We start from the raw sequence: 21,768 nt of genomic DNA on the forward strand, positions 1-21,768 counted from the left end.
TTAAACTACAAACCATCCTTGAAGGCTACGAACTAGCAATGTCTCTTGAACACTAGACTTGTGATCAAGAGACAGCCCAATTGCGGAGGCTTTGTTGTTTCTGGTGCTGAATGTTTGGAACGGAATGCTTGAAACGGAATGTCTAAAGCGACTATTTGGCGTGTTGAGCAATCAGTGTTGCCAGCATTTCCATCGCAGGGAGCCAGTTTTTCTCCGCTCCAAAGTTCGCTACGCTGAGACGAATGCAGTTTTGATACTGTCCCTGAGTGCCAAATACCGAGCCGGGCAGGATACTGATTTTGTGTTCGTTACAGGCTTGATAAAGCGCATAGCTGTCAGTCTTGGGTGGCAAGCGTAACCAAAGCAAGAATGAACCTTGTACTGCATTGATTTGATAGCGGTTCTTTAGCTCAAAGTGTGCATCCAAGCATTGATTGAGCATCTGCAAATATCGTCTCACGTTGGCTTGGTAAACACGGCACATACGCGCAGTGTGAGTTCGGTATTTGCCTGAGGTTAGAAAAGTGCCCACCGCTGATTGCATCAAGTTCAAACTGCCCATGTTTTCACATAACAGGTATTGCTCGACTTGAGCGCGATAACGTCCCGCCAACATCCAACCAATACGAAGGCGTGAATCAAGCGTTTTCGACAAGGAGTTGACGTAAATCACCCGTTGTTTCTCGTCCAATTTGCGCAAGCTTGGTAACGGTTGGTCATAACTCAACGCGCCAAACACGTCATCTTCAATGATTGGAATATCTCCAGAAACCTTAAGCAGTCGCTCACGTCTTTCAAGGGGCATCATTGAGCCTGTTGGGTTGGTGAAATTTGGCGTGACAATAATGACTTTGATCTCCCAAGTTGCCGTGGCTTTTTCCAGCGCGTCTGGATCCATACCATCACGGGGGCAACTAGGGATCTCGACTACCTGTAAACCGAGGGATTCGAGCATCAATAAGTTGCCGAAATAGCAGGGTGATTCCACCGCAACAATGTCTCCAGTCTGTGTTGTTGCTCTAAGGGCAAGACTGATCGCTTGCTGCGCACCATGGGTGACCAAAAGATCATCCACGTTTGCTGGTGTTCCCAGATCTTGGGTGATCTTCGCCAGTTGTTTTACCAACAAGTCATCACCCGGTGGCAGTTGGTAATGGCTGGAAATATGGCTTTGTTGGCGACTCTGACGGCCAATTTCGGCATACAGACTTTTGATGGCTGGCGCATCAATATTTGGGTGTGCTGAACCTGTCGGAAGCAGCTCTTGATACTCGGGGTAAGTGAGGATTTGTTTGCACACCGAGAGCAAATCCACGCGCGTAGGCTTAGCAATTTTGGCTTCATGTCGCTCGGTTGGCTTTACTCGATAACCGGATTTTGGCACCGAATAAACCATGCTTTGTGCTTCTAGTTCCTGATAAGCGCGGATCACCGTGTTCTTGCTTACCTTGAGTTCCGTGCTCAATTGACGGATGGAAGGCAATTTGTCGTCTGGCTGATAAACCCCATTGCTGATCGCTTGTTTGAGATGCTTCTCGACGATCAAATACTTATTGGAATCAAGTGTACTTGCTAAATCTGTACCCATAAAAACACTTCCATCTGTCACTTTTTGAAAACACTGTACCTAACTACATTAACAACATTCGAGATTAAAAACATTCAAGATTTAAAAGTAAGTAGAGTGAGGGCGAATCATGTTAATCAGAGCCATTCCTTTTGTGTTCGTGATCCTTTGGGCTTCTGGATTTGTTGGTGCGCGATTTGGTTTGCAATACGCCGAGCCTGCGACCTTGTTGTCGATTCGCATGGCGTTTAATGTCCTGCTGTTTCTGGTGATTGTGGCTTTTCTGCGCCGTCGCATTCCAACGGGAAAAGACTTTTGGCACAGCTGCGTTGTCGGGATATTGATTCACGGCTTTTACCTGGGCGGGACGTACTTTGCCATCAGTTTGGGGATGCCGGCGGGCTTAAGTTCGCTACTCGTCGGGATACAGCCTATTTTGACGGCCGTATTGCTAGTGGCGTTCGCTTCTGAGCAGTTCAAACCATCACAGTGGATTGGTTTGTCCTTGGGTTTTGTCGGTATTGCAATGGTGCTCATGGGCAAGATGGAGTGGCAATCTGATTTGCACAAAACCTTAGCGATTGGTGTGTGCTTGTCGTCGTTGTTTGGTATTACGCTTGGCACTTTGTATCAAAAGAAATATTGCCAACAAGTGGATATGGTAGGCGGCGCGACCGTGCAGTATTTAGCAGCATTGGCCATGTTCCTTCCCATCGCGATGCAGTTTGAAACCATGCAGGTACAATGGACGACGGAATTCATTCTTACCTTAATCTGGCTTGTGGTCGTGCTGTCTTGTGTGGCGATTCTGTTGCTGCTGTACATGGTGAAGAATGGTGCGGCATCGAGTGTTGCTTCGGTGTTCTACCTTGTGCCTCCGACCACGGCGCTTCAAGCTTGGTTTGCCTTCGGTGAGTCGTTTGATTGGATGGGCATTATTGGCTTTGTATTAGCGGCGACGGCGGTCTACTTAGTGGTGACAAAGCCTAAGCTACCAATGTTTAAATCAAAGGTTGCAAAGCAGAAACGTAAAATATACCTAAATTAGGTAGGGACATTTGCGTGCCAGAGAGTACAATCCGGCTCCTTAAATGTTTGTGGAGTCGGATGATGACCGTCAAGCCAGATCGAATGAGCGCGATGCGCAATATCATTGAACAAGTGAAAGCAGAATTGCCGATTTATGAATCGGAGACCTTTGTTTGTGGTCCTGAGGGTAAATGCATTGGTTGCCCTAAAAAACTGTTGGAAATGGTCGATTCTGAACTGAGCTATTGGGAATCTGCAATGGATCGTGGTATCACGCCTCAGTTTGATGAAATCCGTCGATTCGGCAAAATGTGCACCAGCGTACGCCGAGGTTTAATCCGCAATAACGTGCCGTTGCTCAACGCCTAATCAACACTTTTTCGACATCCCCCTCATTACCTTGTCTTCATTGATTAAACGAAGACAAGGGGCTCTCATGCGCAAATTCTTTTTCTCTGCTGTTTTGTTATTACTTGCTTTCAGCTCTGGCTTTGCGGGTTACAAATGGTTCACTGACAACCAATATGGCGAAGCGGATCTTGCTGCGGGTCAGCAGTATTTTGAATCTTACTGTGTCTCTTGTCATGGTGGCAAAGGGCATGGAGATGGATTGGTGGCCAAGGCGACGAACATCAAGCCCGATAATATTTTTGATGAACTGACCAACCCATTCGGAACAAAAGTGGAGTTGATAGGGACGGTATTGGAAGGAGAGAATGGTCAAAGCGGTGCAATGCCACCATTCAAATCTGTGCTGAGTGAAAAGCAAGTAAATGACATTTTTGAATACATCAAAAGTATTAACTGATCTAAATTCTTATTTTAGAAACAGTTACTTATTGTTTTTCTGTGTGCTTCAAGGCTTTGAATTCTGTCGAATTTTTACGTTACTTTAGCCGCTAGTTTCAAGGTAATTTGGCGGTCACTCTCAAGTTCTCGATTCCCTCGTTTTTTCTTATCATTTGCGCGTTTCTCTGCGTAATTTCAACGATATATTGGCTCGATTCTCACATGGATGTGGGAGCGAACCCCCTATCATCTGTCTGTGCGCTGAGAGTCAAAAGTGAAAACAAAAGGATTTACGTTGATGGAAATCACCATCGTCTTAGCAACCTTGGGTTCCATCGCTCTCGCTGCCTTGCCAATTCTGCTCGATATTAACCGTCAAGCTTACGTTTCTATGCTGCACAGTTCGCAGTCTTCTCTGGGGACGTCTCTTAAGTTCTTCCATGCCAAAGTGATGATTGATGATGCGCAGGAGCGTAGACAAATGACGTACATTGATCATCAAGTGAACATGCTCAGTGGGATGCCAGAAGCAAGTGCAAATAGCATACGAGCGTTGTTAGAGATTGGTCTGCCTGCCAAAGGCAACTCACCCATTGATAAGCCATGTAAAGGCAGCGACTTTTGCATTATGGGGAATCAATTCCCAAACAGTGCCTATTTTGTTGCGATTCCTGAGTATGAGTTCGCTGATCGTTCTGGCTTAGATCGTGTGGTGTATATTTGGCCGCAAGGGTACACCTTGGAACGTGAAGCGTGCTATTTCTATTACGTTAATCAAGCGTCGACGCGCTCGGTGGTTAGAGGGCATGTTACAGAAGGTTGCTAGACATCAAGCAAACTGACGCGAGCAAAAAAGTACAAAGCCCTAAGTGCAGAACTCAGGGCTTTGTTTATTCTTGGGTTGGAAAAACTTAGCAAAGCGCTAAATCTCTGCGACCAACTTTTTTAGCAAGCGAAGCATCTCTTTTTGCTCTGCTGGCTCTAGCGGACTCATCAGCTCTTTATTAACAGCCAGTGGGATTGGCACCAAGGTTTCTTTGAGGCTTCGTCCTTCTTCCGTTAGATAAATACGGAACGAGCGGCGGCTGTTTGGATCGGGATGGCGCTCTACCAAACCTAACTTCTCCAACTTGTCTAAGGTACGAGTCGTGGTTGAGTTTTCTACCTTAGATTTCGCTGCGATATCGCGCTGCGTCACGCCTTCTTCTTCCCACAAACACATCATGGTCGGCCAAAGTGCAACGGTAAGTCCGTGCTTTTTGAGCTCGGCTTCAAATCGTTTCGCTGCATCGTGTGCAACGACATTGATCATCCAGCCAAAGCTGTCTTGTCTGTCAAACTGTTCGCTCATTTTCTTACTCTTATGATAAAGCAACGATTGCCATGGTAACCAATGTTGCAGCAACTAGCACCCCTAAAGCGCGGCTTTGCGGCGCGATATAGACAATTTTCTGTTCCGTGATGAGTGCCTGCTTGTTCATTTGGGGTTGTTTACCTGTGATCATCGCTTTCAACAAGGGTTTACCTCTTAGTTTATAGAAAAGGATCGCACCAACATGTAAGACGATCAGTAAAGGCAAAAGATCGGCCAAGGTCAGGTGTAACCACTCAATCCCTACAAATACGTTGTCGTTAAGCCAAACATCGGAATACGGCCACGTATCGAATAAGCCGCCAAGCGCCATTCCTGAGATACATTGAAGCATCAATGTCGTCAGCAGCGCCGCCACCATCCAGCCGCCTGCAGGATTATGACCTACAGTCGCCGCCGATTTACCTTTTAAGTAAGTAATGACACGTTTAGGCGAGCGGAGAAACTGTCGAAACAAACTGGTTTCGCTGCCGATAACTCCCCAAGTCAATCGCCATAACAACAAAGTGAATAACGCTAATCCCAATTGAACATGAGGCCCATTGCCAGACAATCCAGATGCCATCAAAGCCATAAACAGTAGGGCTTGAGCCCAGTGATAAAGTCGCGTTGCTAAATCCCAAATTTTCATAATTACCTCGATCTTTTCTCGGTATGATGATCTTCTTTACGGTAATTTACACAACAATAGTTGCGTACGCAATGATTGTTGTGTAAATTTATTTGCAACCACACAGCAATAACGAAAAACCAGGAGTATGAAATGAAAAAGACATTGGCACTGATTGCACTTTTACCGACCATCTTTGTATCAACAACAGTGCTTGCCCAAGACTTCAGCGCTCAAATTAAATCGCGTCAGAATGCATTTGAGCAAATAGAGTCCCTGTCGAAACAAGCCGGCAAGACATTGAAAGGCAGCAATACCGATTGGCACGCACTAGAGCAGATTGGTCTTGAACTCACTCGTCATAGCGTACAGCTGCAACAAGCGTTTCCAGAGGGAAGCCAAGCTGAGAGCAAAGCGAAGAAAGAAGTGTGGAGCAAACCAGATAACTTCAATCGCTTGATGCTACAAATGGATGAAGGGTTTGCACAGTTATATCAAGCTGCGCAGAACCAACAAATTTCATCGGCTGAGGCAGGACTTAAGCAGGCTCAGAGCACTTGCCGAAGCTGCCATCGTGCATACCGCAGTCGTTGGTAATCAAGCGATCCACAACATTGAATTTATATTGAAGCAAAAAAGAAAATCGTTAAGTGAAAGGTAACCTTATGAAAAAACTCATTCTATTAAGCACGCTTACTGTGGCTTCTTTCTCTAGCTTTGCTGCTGATTACGGCGTGGAACTGGCTTGGAACACCAATGATTCGGAACAGGTTCTCAAAACACTGCCAGAGCAGAAAGCGGCCTTTAGCCAACTGATCGAACAAGGTGATGTGAAAGACATGTTTGTTTTACCAAGCAGTATTGATGGTAAACCAGTACAGATTCTGCGTTTCGTGTTGTCGGCAGATAACGAGGCGGAAGTTGCCACTAAATTGCAGGACTTACCTATGTACCAGCAAGATTTGGTGAAGATCGCGAGCATTCAACCACTGGGAGCCAAATGGTTAGACAACACGCCAGAAAGTGATAACTACAGTGTGACGTTACGTTGGAAAGAGGGCATTGAGGCGTTAGAAATGGACCGTGTATTGGGTGTCGATCTCCAGCGAGTGATCAGCTTGAACAACTCTGGCTTAGTCACCTCGTCTTACATCAATACCCAAGTGTTGGACAATGGTGTTGAGCGTCCGATTTACTCCGTCGCCGTATTGGCGAAAGATGCCAAGCAGGCGCAAAACCTGATGTACTCTTTTGAAGCGGTACAGCTTGGGTATGCGACTTTTGAAATTGAATACTTGGGTAAAAAGTTGGATATGAAAAGCTAACTAAGCCTTTATGTTTAAAGGTCTAGATACAGACGCAGCATGTCTTTGTGCTGGATACCGTTCTCCCAAATTGGTTCTGGGTAGTGGAGTAAGAAGTGATCTTTATCCACGCTCTCTACCCTGAAACCCAAACGTTGATAGTAAGTCAGTTGATAACCAAAGGTTCCTGTGCCCAGCACCAACTTTTCGTATGATTGCATCTTCAGTTCATCAATCACAGTACGCAATAATTGAGTGCCAATCCCTTGCTGTTGATGTGTTGGTTCTACAGATACATTCATGATTTCAGCTTGAATAGAAGATCCAGATAAAGGCAAAACGACACAAGCACCAATGATCTTTTTTCCTTCTAACGCGACAAATCCCAGTGATTCTTCTAGATAATGCTTGACGTTATCTTGGTCTGGATCGGCTTCAAGCAATAAAGCCATTGGAATTTGGTTGGGCGCTAAAGTTTGGAATGTAATCATCATCGGCTCAGTGAAATTGGTCAACTTATTGAGTATAGCGAACGGTTAGATGAAAAAGAATTTTCTGTCAGTCTATGTGCGTTTCAACACCATTTTTTGGCTCATTAGATATTTCCCATTGGGCAGCAGCACTTCACCTAATTCGCCACAATGCCCGAAGCCAAACTTCTCATACAGAGCAATCGCAGGGTGGTTGGTCTTGTAAACATTCAACGCAATAGTGTCATAGCCATATTGCCAACCGCTTTGAATGGCGGTGGTAAGTAGCTTCTTTCCTAACCCTTGGTTTCGATAGTGGCGGTCAATATGGATGCCAAGAATGCCCGTCTTAGCGAATTCTCCTCCTTCATAGCCACACATTTCGGCTGGAAAGATTTCGATGCTGCCAACTAGGCGTTTTCCATCGAAGGCCACAAATTGGGGAATGGATTCTATTTCTACACGAGTGATTACCTCACTCAGCATCGCTTTGTCCGGCGCTGGCGAGCGTAAGTATTCTCCTTCCTCATAAACGCGATTCCAGAGCGAAATAAAGTGGTCAATGTCGTTGACGTTAATCGGTCTAATCTGCATTCATCTTCCTTGATTGGTGCATAAAGTTTAGTGGCTTAGTGTATTTGTGCGTATGTCGGTTAGGTGCTTATCAACTTGGACAAACAACGTATTTGATTTGGGATGGGTTTGTTTGGCGCTGGGAAGTCTTGAGGATTGAACCAAACGACGTTTAACCCTGCGTCCATTGCTGGGTAAATGTCTTTTTCTGGTAAGTCGCCAACCATGGTGAGTTGGCTCGGCTCAACGCCCAATTGTTTTGCGACCGTAAGATAAAAATCAGGCTGATTCTTGGCAATCCCAAGGTTAGCAAAGCAAAAGTAGCCAGAAAGGTATTGGTCGAGTCCGACTCGTTGAAAGGCTTTTTGCACATCTTCCATCGCGGAATCTGAAGCGCTAGTCGCGATATAAACTTGGTGATGTTGGGTAAGTTGAGCCAGAGTCTCTTTGGCTTGAGGAACGGTTTCAACGTGTTCCCAATCGCACATTTTTCCTTGTGCGTGAGGAAAATCGACCATCAAGGTGTTTCCCCAATCGAAAAGATAAATCATGTTCGAATCTCCTTTATACCCAAGTAACCTCGAGATGCTTGGTTCAGCGAGAATGACTTGGTTTGTAGACGCGGCGGCGATTTAAAGGTTTGGTGGACCCAAATCAAGAATCGACAACAAAGTATACAAGCCAAGACAACTCGCCCTTTGGGAGCGTGTCATTGACTCGATCTCTGCTTCAAACAACTTGGAAAGAGCTAGCTATTACACAGCGTTGTTTTCCTTGACCTCGAATCAATGACAACGCTCTGAATCCTGCATTTTGAAGTCACTTGGGTATATCCGTACATCATATCGTCTTTTCGAAAAGGGAAGGAAAGCGCGAAAGATAAATGCGATTCACGTTAGCTTTAACGCTGAAATTCGCTTAAATGCCGTGATCGTTACAAACATTTCATCATAAGACGGGAGTTGGGAACAAAGCCCAGTTTGTCGTAAAACTGCTGCGCATTGTGGTTAAACTCCATGACTTCCAAGCGGACTTGAGTTGCACCTGACTCGCGTGCCCACTGCTCAACGGCCGTCATTAAGGCTCGGCCAACGCCTTTTGACTTCTGATTTTCATCGACGACGATGGTGCCAATGCGGCAAATCGGGTCTTTGATTAAAAAGCTGATAGTTTCATTTTGGGTAATGGTCGCAGTGATAAAGCCAAGTGCTTGTTGACCTTCTTCGGCTATGAGCACCAATCGAGCATCATCGGCCAGCGCATCTGCGAGAAAGGTTCTGTCTTCTTCAGAAGGTGGTACAAAAGTGTGTGGCGCATGACGAAAGTGAAGTTCGCTAATTTGCGTGTTTAATACAAAGAGCGAATTGAGATCGTCGGGTGTCGCTGATCTGATTTTCATTACTGTTCCTTAATTTCCGCCAGCTAGATCGATAAACGAACCTGTGACATAAGACGCTTCATCACTGAGTAGCCACGCGATGGCATTGGCCACTTCGTCTACCGTGCCTCCTCGCTTAAGAGGGATTTTTTCACTGAGCCTGTCGACTCGATTCGGCTCGCCGCCATCGGCATGGATATCGGTATAAATGCAGCCGGGACGAACACCGTTTACACGGATGTTTTGCTCCGCCAACTCTAACGATAATCCCTTGGTGAGCGAGTCCATTGCGCCTTTCGAGGCAGCGTAATCAACATACTCAAATGGCGCACCAGAGCGGGATGCGGCAGAAGAAACATTAACAATCGCATTGCCAGATTCAAATCGCTTTGCGGCTTCTCGGCAACAAAGAAAACAGCTCGTCACATTAGCGTTCATAACAGTTTGGAATCGCTCAAGGCTCATGTCCGCAAGACGAGACTGGGTTAATAAGATGCCCACGTTGTTGACGAGATGAGTGACCTTCCCGAGTGCTTGTTCGGTTTGTTCAAACAATGAGAGTACCTGCTGCTCATCGGAAACATCCGCTTTGATGGCGATGGCTTTACCGCCAACCTCCTCAATCTCACGAACAACTTGCGCGGCAGCCTCGGCTTGTGCGCGATAGTTAACGCATACGGCATAGCCTTGTTTGGCGAGTAATTTGGCGGTTGCGGCTCCGATGCCTCGGCTTGCGCCTGTGATAATGACTACTTTCTGCAAAACACGTCCTTATTGTTTGTCGTGAATATTATTTTTGTAATGAATAGAGCTTATCTGCGTACTTTTTCCCGCCTATTTCATAGGCTTCGGGGATGGTCTCGGTGAGTTTGAAACCACATTTTTTCAGCACTCGCTCAGAGCCAATATTGCCCTCAGTGACCGTGGCGGAAAACTGAGAAATTTTGTGCTGCTCAAACGCCCACTCAATCACACCGGTAAGAGATTCCGTACCAAACTGTTGGCCATAAAACTCTGGCAGCAATAAATACCCGACTTCAGCAATGCCATCTTGCAATACAAAGCCTGTGATGCCGATTGGTCGTGCACTTTGTTATTCATAAATCACCAAACATAACCAATGCTCGCTTTGCGGTGTCCATACAGGTAACCGCGATTCGAACTTTTGGCGTATTTCGTCTTCGGTCGGTGGGTCAAAACAAAGCGCGATGATTTGTGGTTCGCTACTCAAGCGGCGATACAGATCCCAATCACTTTTTGTTAGCGGTTTAAGCTCAGTTCTTGGGGTAGAAATGGGTAGAGATAACACGTTTGAATCGCCTCCATGTGATCGAGTTTTCATATCTCACACAAACATATCAAAAGTGCTTTGATAAACAACATCTATCGTTATGGCGAATAGGTTCGGTCAAGAAAGATTTTTCAGAAAAATGGAATATGTCAAGGAGTCTCTCAATAACGAAAAATAAGTCACCACCTAGGGTGTACGTATGACTCAGATCAATTACCAGATACTACTAAAGAGGTAAATATGCGACAAAGCATGTGAATTTGTGAGTATTTATTTCTAATTATGTCAATTAAAAAACGTTATATCGCCGCAATGGTGGCAGTGGGTATTGGTGTGGGCTGGCTAACTTTAGGTGGCACCGCAGCAGTGATGCATTACACATCGGACACTGAGTTCTGTCTCTCTTGTCACTCTATGGAAATCCCTTACAAAGAGTATCAAGGCTCAGTGCACTTCAGTAACGCCAAAGGTATTCGCGCAGAATGTTCGGACTGCCACATTCCGAAAGAGCCAATGGATTACTTGGTCACTAAGATCCGCGCTTCAAAAGACATCTACCATGAGTTTGTAACAGGTAAGATTGACACGCCAGAGAAGTACGAAGCACACCGTACTGAACTTGCTGAGATGGTTTGGGAGCAGTTCCGTGAAAACGATTCGGCAACCTGTCGTTCTTGTCACGACTTCGATGCAATGGAAGAGTTCGAGCAATCACGTGATGCGGCGAAGATGCACGCATACGGCAAAGCGAATGACCAAACGTGTATCGACTGTCACAAAGGTGTAGCGCACTTCGCTCCAGAAGCGGAACTGGATAGCAAAGCGTTTGAAACACTGATGAGCTTCACAACCAAAACAGCAGCCGATGCGAAAGTGGTTTACCCAGTGACATCTATCAGCATGGGTGATTTTGGTACAGTGAACCCAACAACCAAACTGAACGTTGTGAAAGCGGAAGGTGACAACCGCACCGTTAAGATCAATGCATTCCAAATGAAAGGCGCTGAGCAAGTGCTTTACATGGGTGAAGGTCAACGCGCGATTGTTGCAACACTATCTGAACAAGGCCAACAAGCAGTTGAAGCTGGCGAGTTCAAAGCAGACGTATACGGCAACGAGTGGCGTCCTGTTTCTCTAACGGCAATGATCGATTCTCCAGTGGTTGATACGCTAGAGCCGGTTTGGTCATACGCAGAAGAGTTGGACAACGTTTACTGTGCAACTTGTCACGCGAAAATTCCTTCAAATCACTTTACTGTGAACGCATGGGGTCCTGTAGCGAAGAGTATGGGTGATCGCACTGATATTTCAGCAGAAAACCTAGAAATTTTGACTAAGTTCTTCCAGCACCACGCGAAAGATGTGGTTGGTCACTAATAGAGAAAAGGATAAGATTATGACTAATTTAACTCGTCGCGGATTTCTAAAAGGCACTGGTCTTACTGCTGGTGCTCTGGCTTTCACTTCATTGACGCCAATGAGCGCGCTTGCGTCTGATAAGCGTGGTTCAGGTGTACTTACAGCGGGTCGTATGGGCCCAATGCTGTGTGAAGTAAAAGACGGTAAGCTGATTTCAACCACGAACGCATTGCCACAGACGGTACCAAACAGCCTTCAAACTACGGGCCCTGACCAAGTTCATACTAAAGCTCGTGTTAAGTACCCAATGGTACGTAAAGGCTACTTGGCAAACCCATCTGCGCCAGAAGGCGTGCGTGGTAGTGATGAATTCGTTCGCGTGTCTTGGGATGAAGTTTACAAACTGATTCACGAACAACACATGCGCATTCGTAAAGAGCACGGTGCTGAATCGGTGTTTGCTGGTTCTTACGGTTGGCGTTCAAGTGGTGTGTTGCACAAAGCACAAACGCTTCTACAGCGTTACATGAGCATGGCGGGCGGTTACTCAGGTCACCTTGGTGATTACTCTACGGGTGCTGCGCAGGTGATCATGCCGCACGTGGTAGGCTCTATTGAAGTTTACGAACAGCAAACCACTTACCCAGTGGTTCTTGAGCACAGTGACGTTGTGGTGCTTTGGGGCCTTAACCCAATCAACACGCTGAAAATCGCTTGGAGCTCAACAGACTGTGCGGGCCTTGAGTTCTTCCATCAGCTTAAGAAGTCAGGTAAGACGGTTATCGCTATCGACCCAATGCGTTCAGAAACTATCGAGTTCTTCGGTGACAACGCACAGTGGATTGCTCCGCACCCTATGACGGACGTGGCGATGATGATGGGTATCGCGCATACGCTTGTGAAACAAGGTAAGCACGACAAAGAATTCCTAGCAAAATACACCACAGGTTACGACGTATTCGAAGCTTACCTAATGGGTAAAGAAGATGGCGTTGAGAAGTCTGCTGAGTGGGCATCTAAGATCTGTGGCGTGCCAGTTAAGCAACTTGAGCTGCTTGCAGATATCTTCAGCAAAAACCGCACAATGCTAATGGCGGGCTGGGGTATGCAGCGTCAGCAATACGGTGAGCAACGTCACTGGATGCTGGTAACGCTAGCTACCATGCTGGGCCAAGTTGGTCTACCGGGTGGTGGTTTTGGCTTCTCTTACCACTACTCAAACGGAGGTAACCCTTCACGTGATGCGGGTGTACTTCCTGCTATTTCTGCTTCTCTAGGCGGCGGTTCTTCTGCAGGTAACGACTGGGCCGTTTCTGGTTCTGTTAACGCGTTCCCAGTGGCACGTATTGTTGAAGCACTAGAAAATCCAGGCATGAGCTACCACCACAATGGTCATGACTTAACGTTCCCTGAGATCAAGATGATTTGGTGGGCAGGCGGTGCGAACTTTACTCACCACCAAGACACTAACCGTCTGATCAAAGCGTGGCAAAAACCAGAGCTTATCGTTATCTCTGAACCATACTGGACAGCGGCAGCGAAGCACGCGGATATTGTTCTACCTATCACCACATCGTTCGAGCGTAACGATATGACCATGACAGGTGACTACAGTAACCAACACCTAGTGCCAATGAAGCAAGTGGTTGAGCCTCAGGGCGAGGCGCGTAACGACTTTGATGTGTTTGCGGATATGTCAGAACTTCTAGCTCCGGGTGGTCGTGATGTTTACACCGAAGGCAAGACTGAAATGGAATGGTTGTACGGCTTCTACAAAGCGGCGCAACAAGGCGGTCGTGGCCAACGCATCGCAATGCCAAACTTCAGCAAGTTCTGGGAAGATAACCAGTTGATCGAGATGAAGTGGAACGAGAAAAACGCACAGTTCGTTCGTTACGCTGAATTCCGTGAAAACCCAATCATGAACCCACTAGGCACACCAAGTGGTAAGTTTGAGATCTTCTCTCGCACTATCGAAGGTTACCAGTTAGAGGATTGCCCTCCACACCCAACATGGTTAGAGCCAACAGAGTACACGGGTAACGCCACTGATGGTGAACTTCAGCTGATGACAGCACACGCAGCACACCGTCTGCACAGCCAGTTCAACTACGCGAAGATTCGTGAAGAGTACGCAATTGCGGACCGCGAACCGATCTCTATCCACCCTGAAGATGCAAAAGCGCGTGGCATTAAGACTGGCGATCTTGTTCGCGCTTTCAATGGCCGTGGTCAAGTTCTGGTTGGTGCATTGGTGACTGATGGCATCAAGCAAGGCTCTGTGTGTATCCACGAAGGTGGTTGGCCAGATCTAGACCCGAAAACAGGCATCTGTAAAAACGGTGGTTGTAACGTTCTAACGCTCGATATTCCAACCTCTCGCCTTGCGAACGGTTGTGCGGCTAACTCTGCATTGGTTCGTATCGAGAAGTACGAAGGTCCAGTGCTAGAACTAACCGCATTCACACCGCCTAAGAACGGTTAAGCATGGTCTAGAACCTAAGATACAAAACTAAAGAAGCCAGCAACTTGCTGGCTTCTCTTTTATCTATTTTTCAGATCTTTACTTGGTCGTTAAGGCAACGAAAGGCGCTTTTTTAGTAACTTGAAATGCAGGCAGCAAAGTAAACACGACGGAGACAAAAACCACTGAACCAATCAAATCCTCAATCCGGTGCATGCCGAGCCACAAGCGACTGTACGCCACGCCCATTGCCCAAACCCATAGGGTAGCAGCAGAGAAGTAGCACTTGTTCTGCAAAAATAACCCACCAAAGAAGGCTAAACAGATAGAAACGAAAATCGTATGACCAGATGGGAAGGAATAGTCTTTTTCACCTTGCCAGTGACGAGTGCGCCATTCACTGACTTTTTCGGAGATCTCACCAATCACACTCGCTTGCTGAGCGGTTTCTAGTTGATAAAATGCTTCTGGGTGCTCAATCAATTGCTCTGCGGCAAGCAGTTCTGTGTAGGGACGCGGGCTTTCTGTCACAAGCTTCAAGCCTGTTTTGCTGGCAAAGCCAATCACCAGTAACAATCCCAGCATGGAGAGTTTTTGCATCCAATCAGACTGGCTAGGTTTGTAGCGGTAAAGCGACAACACCAACAGCGTGAGAGTGATCAAAAAGCCTTTACTGCCCGCAGAATCGGTTAGCAGAGTAAAGAGAATGCCAGTGCCGTCAGAAACGTGAGAAGTAAGATCGTGATACGAGGCAAACAGCGAAAGTGGGATGATGCCAAGAATGAACAAGGCGAGCATCATCAAACCGTATTTTTTAGTTTTCATGAAAAGTCATACAGCAGTCGAAAATAGGCGGCTATCTTACGACAATCGATGTGAAAAACTTATCAACGCTCTGTCAATTCGGTCTTGTTTATTTTACTTCTGATCTCCATTGGGGAGAGGCCGAAGTTGCGCATCGTGAAACGATTGAGAGAGGATTGAGATTGAAAGCCTAACCGCTCAGACAAAGTAACAAGAGGAATGGAGGTGTAGGACAAGACCTCGTAACACTTCTTTTGTTTGAATTGGTTTAGCAATTCATCAAAAGTTTGCCCTTCTTGTTTGAGTTTGCGGGCAAGCGTCCAACGAGAGTAACCCATTAGATTGAGTAGCTTGTTCGATGCACGGACCAGAGAATCATGATGATACAGGCGCTCCAATGTCAGCATCACGAGTTCTGTGGTGCTTAAATCATTCAACAGCTCCAATTGAGAAAGAGAGTGTTGTAGTTGACGTTTGAGGTGCTGATCTATCAAGGGGTTGTTGGTATTGAGTTGGCGCTGAGCAAAGGGAGCTTTCAATATGAGTAAGTTTTGTGGGCCGGTGTAGATAGAGATACCACTCGTTTGTTCAAAGTCTTTGATATTAGCGATGAACTTGTTGGATTGAATTTGCATGGACTCGGCGGGAATCGCCAATGCCGTTAGTGCTTTAGCAACAAAGCATAGATTAAGAATAGGGCCATAAATATCGACGACACCATCATCCTGTACGTAATGGACAACAACATCACCTTGCGGTGCTATCCGATAATACAACCGATCACGTGAGCCCATAATCGGCTTGAACTGAACGTGACGGTGAATGGCTTCTGTCGCATTTGGTGCATTTAGTACATAGGCAAATTCTGGATAAGTGCTCAATAGTTCAGAGATTGAAATATCATGAGCGGGAAGAGGAATTTCATATTTCGCGACAATATAACACAGCTCTTGAAAGTGCTTCTCTGAGACGTGCTGAACCTTATCCAAGCGATGATTTAATTTGGATAATTCATCACTTATCCCTTCAATATGTTTGTGTTGCGCGAGATAAGTGTAGAGCCGAGTGTAAACATGATGGTGGATATATTTCATACAGTTCAATGCAGCATGGCTTGGCGCGTAATTTGATCGCAAGCCATGCTGTGTTTATTGCGTTGCTACCTATTCATGACGTTAGTGTAGCAACGAAAGTTAGTAGCTAAGACCATATCCAAATGGGTATAGCGTGATTGACGGATCTTCTTCATAAGAAGGAACATCTTCTTTACCTTTGGCAACCACCTCATCGGTCGATTTTGGAAGGCCGAAAGGTAACTTACCCTCTGGTTTCACTTTACCGGTGATGACATCAAAAAAGACAGCGTCCGATGTACCGAAGTTCGCCAGAATGATTGGCAACTGATCGTTGATATTACCTAGGGCTGCTGGACGAATCATGAATACATCAAAAATTACTCGCTTACCTGAGTTGATAGCCTGATTAATGACACTATAGACATTGCCACTATTGTAAATACAAGCTCCTAGGTTGTCGGTCAAACCCTCATAACAAAGTTGTGCAGATTCTCCCGGTTCACGGTCAGGTTGCGTTTCGTAAGGACGTAATTGGAAGTCTTCCTGTGCTACAAAACCAAGCTCGCCAGACGGCATAGCGACCCCAAATGGGAACCATGCCGTGGCGAGAGTGGCGGGGGTTTGCGTACGAATAATGATGGTGTCAGCATCTGCCATGTTTTCTGCGACGTTTAAGCCATATTGTTGTGCGTTGTCGACAATGCTTGGTTGCTCTGTACCGCCATAGTTGGCGTAGACATACACTTTACCTAACTCCTCTACTGATAAAGGCAATGCGTTGTTGTCGTTTTTCAACAAGGTAACGGAGCGTCCTTGAGATTCAATACCCAGCTCTTGGAACTCTGTTTTACCGACCACATCATTGACCTTGGCGACATCAACAAATGGGTCTTCAAACAAACCTTGTTTGAACTTATTCGTCAGGATTCGATTTACCGATAAGTCGATGCGCTCTTGGGTCAGACGCCCGCTCTCAATATTCGCAAGCAATAAAGCAGGGTCATCGATACCCCCAAATTGGTCAATACCCGCATCGACAGAAGCAGCGAAACGCTCTGTTGAATCTTCGTCTTCTTTACCCCAAGGCATACCTAAGTAAGTGAACGGATTCTTCTCTGCATCTTCATGTGTGATGATCCCAGTTCGACATGTATCGACACAATCGTTAGCGACTAACCAATCTGATAGCAACACGCCATCGAAGTTTTCTTCGCCTCGAAGAATATCGGTCATGATGTATTTGCTGTAACCAAAGCCAACATTACCTTCACTTTCCGGCAGTTGTTCATAAGGAATTCCGTAATAAGGCATCACGCCCGCAACGCCAGCTTCAAAAGCGCCTTTAAATGGAATGCGGTGGTAGTCAAAGTTGTTGCCCGGATAAACCTGATAGCGGCCAGCGAAGTAGTGTGCATCCGCGCCATTTTCTTGCGGACCACCACCTGCAAAATGTTTTACGACCGCCCAGACTCCATCTTTCGTCAGCTCGGTATTGTTGTGTTGTAAACCTTGGACATAGGCTTTAGTCATTTCTCGTGACAACTCGGCGTTTTCACCAAATGTACTGTTCACTCGCCCCCATCTTGGTTCAGTAGCGAGGTCAGCGGTTGGGTGGAGTGCTTGGTTGATGCCGACGGCTAGGTATTCTTGACGAATGACATCGGCGAAGGTTTTCGTGAACTCAGCATCGCCGATCGCGGCTAGGCCGAGTGTTTCCGACCATTGTGAAAAATCGCCAGAAGAGACTGAAGTTCCTAATGCGGCATTAAAGTGGTTGCGTGGGTCGGTTGAAATAGAAACAGGAATCCCTAAGCGAGTGTGCTCCGCCAATTCTTGAGCATGATTATTATCTTCTGCCATCAGAGTGGCATCGCCTTCTTGGCGAGTTATAAAGGTATTGAGGAAACGTTCTTGAATTAATGTGGTGTTGGTTATGCCATCGCCTTTAAAAACGAGTCTTGAGCTATCGCTGCTGAGTACGAATGTTCCGTGCATCATCAAGCCTGCCTTTTCGGCGTTGCTCATTTGTTGAGTAAGATTCTCTGCGCGTTGTTTTGGGCTCAGTCGCCAATCCTCATAAGCGTCTAATTCGCCATTCTTATTATGATCCTTAAAGGTTAGCCCATCGACCTTGAGAAGATTGAGCGTTTTGGTTTCCAATGTTGGTATGGTGATTTGTTCCGAATCTGATCCACAACCGCTAATGAGTAGGGTAGGCAGCGCAAAGACTAAGAGTTTTTTTCCAGAGGTTTTCATCGTTATTGCCTTTTATTATCTTGTTTGGCGCAGTATGACTCTGGAGGTGAAGGAAAGTATTTCCTTTAGGGAGCAAGGTTTTGGCGTTCTGGTGCAGAATAGGGAAAGTGTGAGATTCTGTCAGAATGATTAGTGTGATGAATGTCTTGGTGCAATAGAAGAGTCTACTTCTTCTTTGGTTTTCAATCGGTCTTTTAGAGTAGCGAAATACGAGATCAAAGTGCTCATCCATAAGCGCTTTGTTCAGGCGTGAGCAAGGTTAGCTCATCAACCCTAATAAATATTCCGATGCCGCTTTGGGATCTTCTGCGTGGCAAATTGCTGAAACCAAAGCCAAGCCGTGAACACCAGTGGCGCAGAGCTGCGGAATGTTATTTTCGTTAATGCCGCCAATGGCAACAATCGGCAGTGAAGTGGTTTCTAACGCCATCTTCAAACCATCAATACCCCAATGTTTTTTGGTTTTGGTTTTGGTCGGCGTCGCGAAGATTGCGCTCAAACCGATGTAATCAATCGGAAGAGAGTCGGCTTCTGCAAGCTGTTCTTCATTTTCGATAGATAAGCCGAGGATTTTGTTTGGTCCAATCAACTCACGAGCGATGGTTGCGGGCATGTCTGATTGCCCGAGGTGAACCCCGTCAGCATCGACAGCCAGTGCGACGTCAACGCGGTCATTGATGATCAAAGGCACATCGGTATCTTTAAGGATGTCTTTGACAGCTTGAGCACGTTCGATAAACGCACGTACGTCGCCGTGTTTTTCGCGGACTTGTACCATGGTCACGCCACCTTCCACGGCTTTTCTCACAACACGTTTTAGTGTGGCTAAATCCTGTTGGTCATCGGTGACCAAATATAAACGATAGGCGTTCATTGGGTTTCCTTTAAGCCTCTCATTGAAAGAGGATTGAGAGGCTAGTGTTAAAAGAGATAAAAGCTTATTGCACGTGCAGTTTGAGGCGCTTCGCCAATGTTTCTTCATCCAACTGGTAAAGCTCATCCAACAGGTTCATTTGCAGGCTACCTGGACCACGAGCTTGTTCCGCTGCAATCTCGCCAACAACACCTAGTACCGCTGCTGCTACGAGACCAGTGTCATCACCAACGGCAGCAAAAGCGCCCGTTAGTGCCGTGAGCGTACAGCCCATTCCTGTTACGTATGGCATCATCTCGTGACCATTGTTCAGTTGCACGGTTTGCCCTTTCGTGACGATGTAATCAGTCTCGCCAGAAATTACCACGCTTGTACCATACTCTGAGACTAAGAAGTTTGCTGCGCCAAGTGCTGCGTCGCTGCTGTCTAACGCATCGACGCCTTTGCTTTGTGCTTGCTCGCCAGCAAGAGCAATGATTTCTGAAGCGTTACCACGAATGATCAGCTTGTCTGCAAGGCGTGCGATCTCACGTGATGTCTCTGTACGTAGTGAGCTTGCTCCGCAACCGACAGGGTCGAGTACAACGATTTTACCATTGGCATTGGCTTGCTCTACGGCATAGCTCATGCGCGGTGTCCAAACGCTGTCTAAGGTACCGATGTTGATAACCAGTGCGCCCGCGAACGACATCATCTCTGCCATTTCCTGCTTGGAGTGCGCCATGATTGGAGAAGCGCCGATAGCCAATAGCGCGTTTGCCGTGTTGTTCATCACCACGTAGTTAGTGATGTTGACGACTAACGGCTTTTGCTGGCGCACTGCGGTTAATGCTTGGGTGATTTGTTCAATTAACATGAGACTCTCCGATTAATCTTGCTGAGCGTTCAGGCCTTGTTGCCAGAATGCCACTTCCATACGCGTTGCAGTTTTGAATACCTGAATCAGGTTTTGACCTCGCTGGCTATTGATATCGATTTCCGCCAATAACTGATTAAAGTGTTCTGCACCTTTTGCGACACCAGATTGGAACTCTTCACCACCGTAGAGGTTGATCCAACTTGCGTATGGATTGCCTTCGATTATCGTGTTCTCATCTTCAATCAGCATCTTACCGATTACGGCATAACCGATAGAGCATGGCGCCAGTGCTGCGTAAAGATCAACAAGATCGCCCGTCATGCCAGCATCCAATACGTAGCGGGTGTAAGCCACAGTGCCGAAATCTTCTGGCTCGTTTTCTAAGTCGGATTCTGTCAGTCCCCATTGCTCACAGTAAGTCACGTGATGGGCGATTTCAGAATCGAGCAATGCATGTACGCTTGGTAGGGCACGGCGCATGTCATCCAAAGTACGCGCTTTGTAGATCGCTAATGCGTAAGCTCGTGCGTACTGTTTTAGGAAAAGAAAATCCTGCTTTAGGTAATGCAGAAAACAAGGCTGAGCCAGAGTGCCTTGCGCCAATTGCTGTACGAAAGCATGCTCAGTGTATTCTTGCCAATCTTGGCGGCAAGCGTCGATCAAATCTTGGTATTTCATTATGGGTATCTCGTTATCAAAGGACCCTAGGCTTATATCCTAAGGTCAGTAGCATTAGTCAAAGCTCGGTACGTAATCTTTCGCTTTTGGCAGTGTTTCGATGATTTTTTGTGAATACATGAACTGCGCATAGTCATCGTAGCGTTTCAGATCTACAGCGGATGGACGAAGAGCGAAACGAGTTAGCGTGTCGTTCCAAGCGCGTTGGTTAAGCTCGTTGTTGAGGGTGTCTGGTGAATAAGCCACGAACTCTTTCCACGACTCTTTTGGATGGTTAACGATGTAAGTGGTTGCTTGCTCTAGCGCTTTGTTGAATGCCTTGATGGCTTCTTTGTCGTAGGTTTTTGCATTGGCTACGAAGACCAACTCGTCATACGCTGGTACTCCGTGTTCTTCAGGGAAAAAGGCCTTAGCTTTATAACCTTCTAGTGCCAGTTGGTTGGTTTCGAAGTTACGTAGACCGCCCCAAATCGCATCCACCTTGCCAGACGCAAGAGACGAAGACAGCGCCCAACCTACGTTGATGATTTGTACGTCAGAAAACTTCACGTTCTCTTGAGCTAGCATGGTGCCGATAGTCGCTTCTTCGTTGCCGGCGATCGCAATACCGATCTTCTTGCCTTTCAAGTCGCCAAGGTTTTCATTTTTACCGTTGTCCAACACCATCAGCGTGTTGAGTGGCGTAGCAATCAAAGTCGCAGAGCGGATTAGTGGCAAACCAGCCGCGACATCGATGGTCAGGCTTGGTTGGTAAGAAATCGCCATGTCGACTTTACCTGCCGCGACCAACTTAGGTGGTGTGCTTGGATCTGCGGGCTCTTGAATATTGACCTTCAAACCTTGCTCTTTGAAGTAACCACGCTCTTTGGCAATCACGATAGGACCATGGTTTGGATTGACGAACCAATCCAACATCAGTGTCATCTCTTTTTCAGCGGCAAGCACGTTGGTTGATGCCACTGAAGCGAGTAGAGCAGCAGCACTCATAAGTTTGTTTTTATTCACGGGGTTGTTC

General features: G+C 46.5%; 23 protein-coding genes and 1 pseudogene. 8 read left to right on the top strand and 16 right to left on the bottom strand.

Features of this window, described 5'->3' with window-relative positions:
* Positions 1-151 precede the first annotated feature (151 nt).
* Positions 152-1,588 (bottom strand): PLP-dependent aminotransferase family protein, encoded by a 1,437-nt coding sequence (locus tag OQJ86_RS22925; RefSeq protein ID WP_265991261.1) that lies wholly within the window; start codon positions 1,586-1,588, stop codon positions 152-154.
* Between the two features lie 109 nt (positions 1,589-1,697).
* Between OQJ86_RS22925 and OQJ86_RS22930 the strand changes: the two genes are divergently transcribed.
* The 4 genes from OQJ86_RS22930 to OQJ86_RS22945 all read left to right on the top strand — a co-directional run bounded on the left by OQJ86_RS22930 (position 1,698) and on the right by OQJ86_RS22945 (position 4,211).
* Positions 1,698-2,615: a DMT family transporter gene (locus OQJ86_RS22930; protein ID WP_265991263.1), complete on the top strand. Its 918-nt coding sequence runs from the start codon at positions 1,698-1,700 to the stop codon at positions 2,613-2,615.
* A 62-nt stretch (positions 2,616-2,677) separates the two neighbouring features.
* Positions 2,678-2,965, top strand: coding sequence for a hypothetical protein (locus OQJ86_RS22935; RefSeq protein ID WP_009706824.1), 288 nt, complete (start codon positions 2,678-2,680; stop codon positions 2,963-2,965).
* A 67-nt stretch (positions 2,966-3,032) separates the two neighbouring features.
* Positions 3,033-3,404, top strand: coding sequence for a c-type cytochrome (locus tag OQJ86_RS22940; protein WP_039974320.1), 372 nt, complete (start codon positions 3,033-3,035; stop codon positions 3,402-3,404).
* 279 nt (positions 3,405-3,683) lie between these two features.
* Positions 3,684-4,211: a hypothetical protein gene (locus OQJ86_RS22945; protein ID WP_104038505.1), complete on the top strand. Its 528-nt coding sequence runs from the start codon at positions 3,684-3,686 to the stop codon at positions 4,209-4,211.
* A gap of 96 nt (positions 4,212-4,307) precedes the next feature.
* Here OQJ86_RS22945 and OQJ86_RS22950 read toward each other — a convergent pair whose 3' ends face one another.
* Complete coding sequence (locus OQJ86_RS22950) at positions 4,308-4,736, bottom strand: MarR family winged helix-turn-helix transcriptional regulator (RefSeq protein ID WP_005435347.1); 429 nt, start codon at positions 4,734-4,736, stop codon at positions 4,308-4,310.
* Between the two features lie 10 nt (positions 4,737-4,746).
* Complete coding sequence (locus OQJ86_RS22955) at positions 4,747-5,388, bottom strand: cytochrome b/b6 domain-containing protein (protein ID WP_104038504.1); 642 nt, start codon at positions 5,386-5,388, stop codon at positions 4,747-4,749.
* Between the two features lie 132 nt (positions 5,389-5,520).
* Between OQJ86_RS22955 and OQJ86_RS22960 the strand changes: the two genes are divergently transcribed.
* Positions 5,521-5,964, top strand: coding sequence for a c-type cytochrome (locus tag OQJ86_RS22960; protein WP_104038503.1), 444 nt, complete (start codon positions 5,521-5,523; stop codon positions 5,962-5,964).
* A gap of 68 nt (positions 5,965-6,032) precedes the next feature.
* A complete protein-coding gene (locus OQJ86_RS22965) occupies positions 6,033-6,692 on the top strand; it encodes a hypothetical protein (protein ID WP_104038502.1) in 660 nt (219 codons plus the stop codon).
* A gap of 14 nt (positions 6,693-6,706) precedes the next feature.
* Here the strand turns inward: OQJ86_RS22965 and OQJ86_RS22970 are convergent, their stop codons facing one another.
* The 6 genes and pseudogenes from OQJ86_RS22970 to OQJ86_RS22995 all read right to left on the bottom strand — a co-directional run bounded on the left by OQJ86_RS22970 (position 6,707) and on the right by OQJ86_RS22995 (position 10,434).
* A complete protein-coding gene (locus tag OQJ86_RS22970) occupies positions 6,707-7,162 on the bottom strand; it encodes a GNAT family N-acetyltransferase (protein WP_038868185.1) in 456 nt (151 codons plus the stop codon).
* 72 nt (positions 7,163-7,234) lie between these two features.
* Entirely contained in the window at positions 7,235-7,735 is a 501-nt protein-coding gene (locus OQJ86_RS22975) for a GNAT family N-acetyltransferase (RefSeq protein WP_265991272.1), read from the bottom strand.
* 59 nt (positions 7,736-7,794) lie between these two features.
* On the bottom strand, positions 7,795-8,265 hold the full coding sequence (locus tag OQJ86_RS22980) for an HAD family hydrolase (RefSeq protein WP_104038500.1): 471 nt from the start codon (positions 8,263-8,265) through the stop codon (positions 7,795-7,797).
* A 383-nt stretch (positions 8,266-8,648) separates the two neighbouring features.
* A complete protein-coding gene (locus tag OQJ86_RS22985; RefSeq protein ID WP_104038499.1) occupies positions 8,649-9,113 on the bottom strand; it encodes a GNAT family N-acetyltransferase in 465 nt (154 codons plus the stop codon).
* Positions 9,114-9,122: 9 nt separating this feature from the next.
* Positions 9,123-9,854 carry an SDR family oxidoreductase gene (locus tag OQJ86_RS22990; RefSeq protein WP_104038498.1) on the bottom strand — a complete coding sequence of 244 codons (732 nt, stop codon included), beginning with the start codon at positions 9,852-9,854 and terminating at the stop codon, positions 9,123-9,125.
* 28 nt (positions 9,855-9,882) lie between these two features.
* A pseudogene (locus OQJ86_RS22995) lies at positions 9,883-10,434 on the bottom strand (GNAT family N-acetyltransferase).
* Positions 10,435-10,665: 231 nt separating this feature from the next.
* Between OQJ86_RS22995 and OQJ86_RS23000 the strand changes: the two are divergent.
* Positions 10,666-11,760, top strand: a complete 1,095-nt coding sequence (locus OQJ86_RS23000) for a NapC/NirT family cytochrome c (RefSeq protein WP_042601151.1) — start codon at positions 10,666-10,668, stop codon at positions 11,758-11,760.
* A gap of 19 nt (positions 11,761-11,779) precedes the next feature.
* Positions 11,780-14,227 (top strand): molybdopterin guanine dinucleotide-containing S/N-oxide reductase, encoded by a 2,448-nt coding sequence (locus tag OQJ86_RS23005; RefSeq protein ID WP_039974304.1) that lies wholly within the window; start codon positions 11,780-11,782, stop codon positions 14,225-14,227.
* Positions 14,228-14,305: 78 nt separating this feature from the next.
* Here OQJ86_RS23005 and OQJ86_RS23010 read toward each other — a convergent pair whose 3' ends face one another.
* The 7 genes from OQJ86_RS23010 to OQJ86_RS23040 form a co-directional block, all read right to left on the bottom strand.
* The gene (locus OQJ86_RS23010; protein WP_045406354.1) at positions 14,306-15,031 is read right to left on the bottom strand and encodes a phosphatase PAP2 family protein; all 726 of its coding nucleotides are present in this window, start codon (positions 15,029-15,031) and stop codon (positions 14,306-14,308) included.
* A gap of 62 nt (positions 15,032-15,093) precedes the next feature.
* A complete protein-coding gene (locus OQJ86_RS23015; protein ID WP_104038495.1) occupies positions 15,094-16,104 on the bottom strand; it encodes an AraC family transcriptional regulator in 1,011 nt (336 codons plus the stop codon).
* Positions 16,105-16,203: 99 nt separating this feature from the next.
* Complete coding sequence (locus OQJ86_RS23020) at positions 16,204-18,342, bottom strand: glycoside hydrolase family 3 protein (protein ID WP_265991283.1); 2,139 nt, start codon at positions 18,340-18,342, stop codon at positions 16,204-16,206.
* Positions 18,343-18,601: 259 nt separating this feature from the next.
* Positions 18,602-19,216, bottom strand: a complete 615-nt coding sequence (thiE, locus tag OQJ86_RS23025; RefSeq protein ID WP_265991285.1) for a thiamine phosphate synthase — start codon at positions 19,214-19,216, stop codon at positions 18,602-18,604.
* 64 nt (positions 19,217-19,280) lie between these two features.
* Complete coding sequence (gene thiM, locus OQJ86_RS23030) at positions 19,281-20,072, bottom strand: hydroxyethylthiazole kinase (RefSeq protein ID WP_265991287.1); 792 nt, start codon at positions 20,070-20,072, stop codon at positions 19,281-19,283.
* A 12-nt stretch (positions 20,073-20,084) separates the two neighbouring features.
* The gene (tenA, locus tag OQJ86_RS23035) at positions 20,085-20,753 is read right to left on the bottom strand and encodes a thiaminase II (RefSeq protein ID WP_265991290.1); all 669 of its coding nucleotides are present in this window, start codon (positions 20,751-20,753) and stop codon (positions 20,085-20,087) included.
* Positions 20,754-20,807: 54 nt separating this feature from the next.
* Positions 20,808-21,758, bottom strand: coding sequence for an ABC transporter substrate-binding protein (locus tag OQJ86_RS23040; protein ID WP_104038494.1), 951 nt, complete (start codon positions 21,756-21,758; stop codon positions 20,808-20,810).
* Positions 21,759-21,768: the final 10 nt, after the last annotated feature.

Origin of the sequence: Vibrio sp. Sgm 5, assembly GCF_026241575.1 — a bacterium.
GTDB lineage: Bacteria > Pseudomonadota > Gammaproteobacteria > Enterobacterales > Vibrionaceae > Vibrio > Vibrio jasicida.

What these genes read in the sequence shown, in the direction of transcription:
- OQJ86_RS22925 (WP_265991261.1), bottom strand. Translation starts at nt 1,588, where the DNA reads ATGGGTACAGATTTAGCAAGTACACTTGATTCCAATAAGTATTTGATC.
- OQJ86_RS22930 (WP_265991263.1), top strand. Translation starts at nt 1,698, where the DNA reads ATGTTAATCAGAGCCATTCCTTTTGTGTTCGTGATCCTTTGGGCTTCT.
- OQJ86_RS22935 (WP_009706824.1), top strand. Translation starts at nt 2,678, where the DNA reads ATGACCGTCAAGCCAGATCGAATGAGCGCGATGCGCAATATCATTGAA.
- OQJ86_RS22940 (WP_039974320.1), top strand. Translation starts at nt 3,033, where the DNA reads ATGCGCAAATTCTTTTTCTCTGCTGTTTTGTTATTACTTGCTTTCAGC.
- OQJ86_RS22945 (WP_104038505.1), top strand. Translation starts at nt 3,684, where the DNA reads ATGGAAATCACCATCGTCTTAGCAACCTTGGGTTCCATCGCTCTCGCT.
- OQJ86_RS22950 (WP_005435347.1), bottom strand. Translation starts at nt 4,736, where the DNA reads ATGAGCGAACAGTTTGACAGACAAGACAGCTTTGGCTGGATGATCAAT.
- OQJ86_RS22955 (WP_104038504.1), bottom strand. Translation starts at nt 5,388, where the DNA reads ATGAAAATTTGGGATTTAGCAACGCGACTTTATCACTGGGCTCAAGCC.
- OQJ86_RS22960 (WP_104038503.1), top strand. Translation starts at nt 5,521, where the DNA reads ATGAAAAAGACATTGGCACTGATTGCACTTTTACCGACCATCTTTGTA.
- OQJ86_RS22965 (WP_104038502.1), top strand. Translation starts at nt 6,033, where the DNA reads ATGAAAAAACTCATTCTATTAAGCACGCTTACTGTGGCTTCTTTCTCT.
- OQJ86_RS22970 (WP_038868185.1), bottom strand. Translation starts at nt 7,162, where the DNA reads ATGATTACATTCCAAACTTTAGCGCCCAACCAAATTCCAATGGCTTTA.
- OQJ86_RS22975 (WP_265991272.1), bottom strand. Translation starts at nt 7,735, where the DNA reads ATGCAGATTAGACCGATTAACGTCAACGACATTGACCACTTTATTTCG.
- OQJ86_RS22980 (WP_104038500.1), bottom strand. Translation starts at nt 8,265, where the DNA reads ATGATTTATCTTTTCGATTGGGGAAACACCTTGATGGTCGATTTTCCT.
- OQJ86_RS22985 (WP_104038499.1), bottom strand. Translation starts at nt 9,113, where the DNA reads ATGAAAATCAGATCAGCGACACCCGACGATCTCAATTCGCTCTTTGTA.
- OQJ86_RS23000 (WP_042601151.1), top strand. Translation starts at nt 10,666, where the DNA reads ATGTCAATTAAAAAACGTTATATCGCCGCAATGGTGGCAGTGGGTATT.
- OQJ86_RS23005 (WP_039974304.1), top strand. Translation starts at nt 11,780, where the DNA reads ATGACTAATTTAACTCGTCGCGGATTTCTAAAAGGCACTGGTCTTACT.
- OQJ86_RS23010 (WP_045406354.1), bottom strand. Translation starts at nt 15,031, where the DNA reads ATGAAAACTAAAAAATACGGTTTGATGATGCTCGCCTTGTTCATTCTT.
- OQJ86_RS23015 (WP_104038495.1), bottom strand. Translation starts at nt 16,104, where the DNA reads ATGAAATATATCCACCATCATGTTTACACTCGGCTCTACACTTATCTC.
- OQJ86_RS23020 (WP_265991283.1), bottom strand. Translation starts at nt 18,342, where the DNA reads ATGAAAACCTCTGGAAAAAAACTCTTAGTCTTTGCGCTGCCTACCCTA.
- thiE (WP_265991285.1), bottom strand. Translation starts at nt 19,216, where the DNA reads ATGAACGCCTATCGTTTATATTTGGTCACCGATGACCAACAGGATTTA.
- thiM (WP_265991287.1), bottom strand. Translation starts at nt 20,072, where the DNA reads ATGTTAATTGAACAAATCACCCAAGCATTAACCGCAGTGCGCCAGCAA.
- tenA (WP_265991290.1), bottom strand. Translation starts at nt 20,753, where the DNA reads ATGAAATACCAAGATTTGATCGACGCTTGCCGCCAAGATTGGCAAGAA.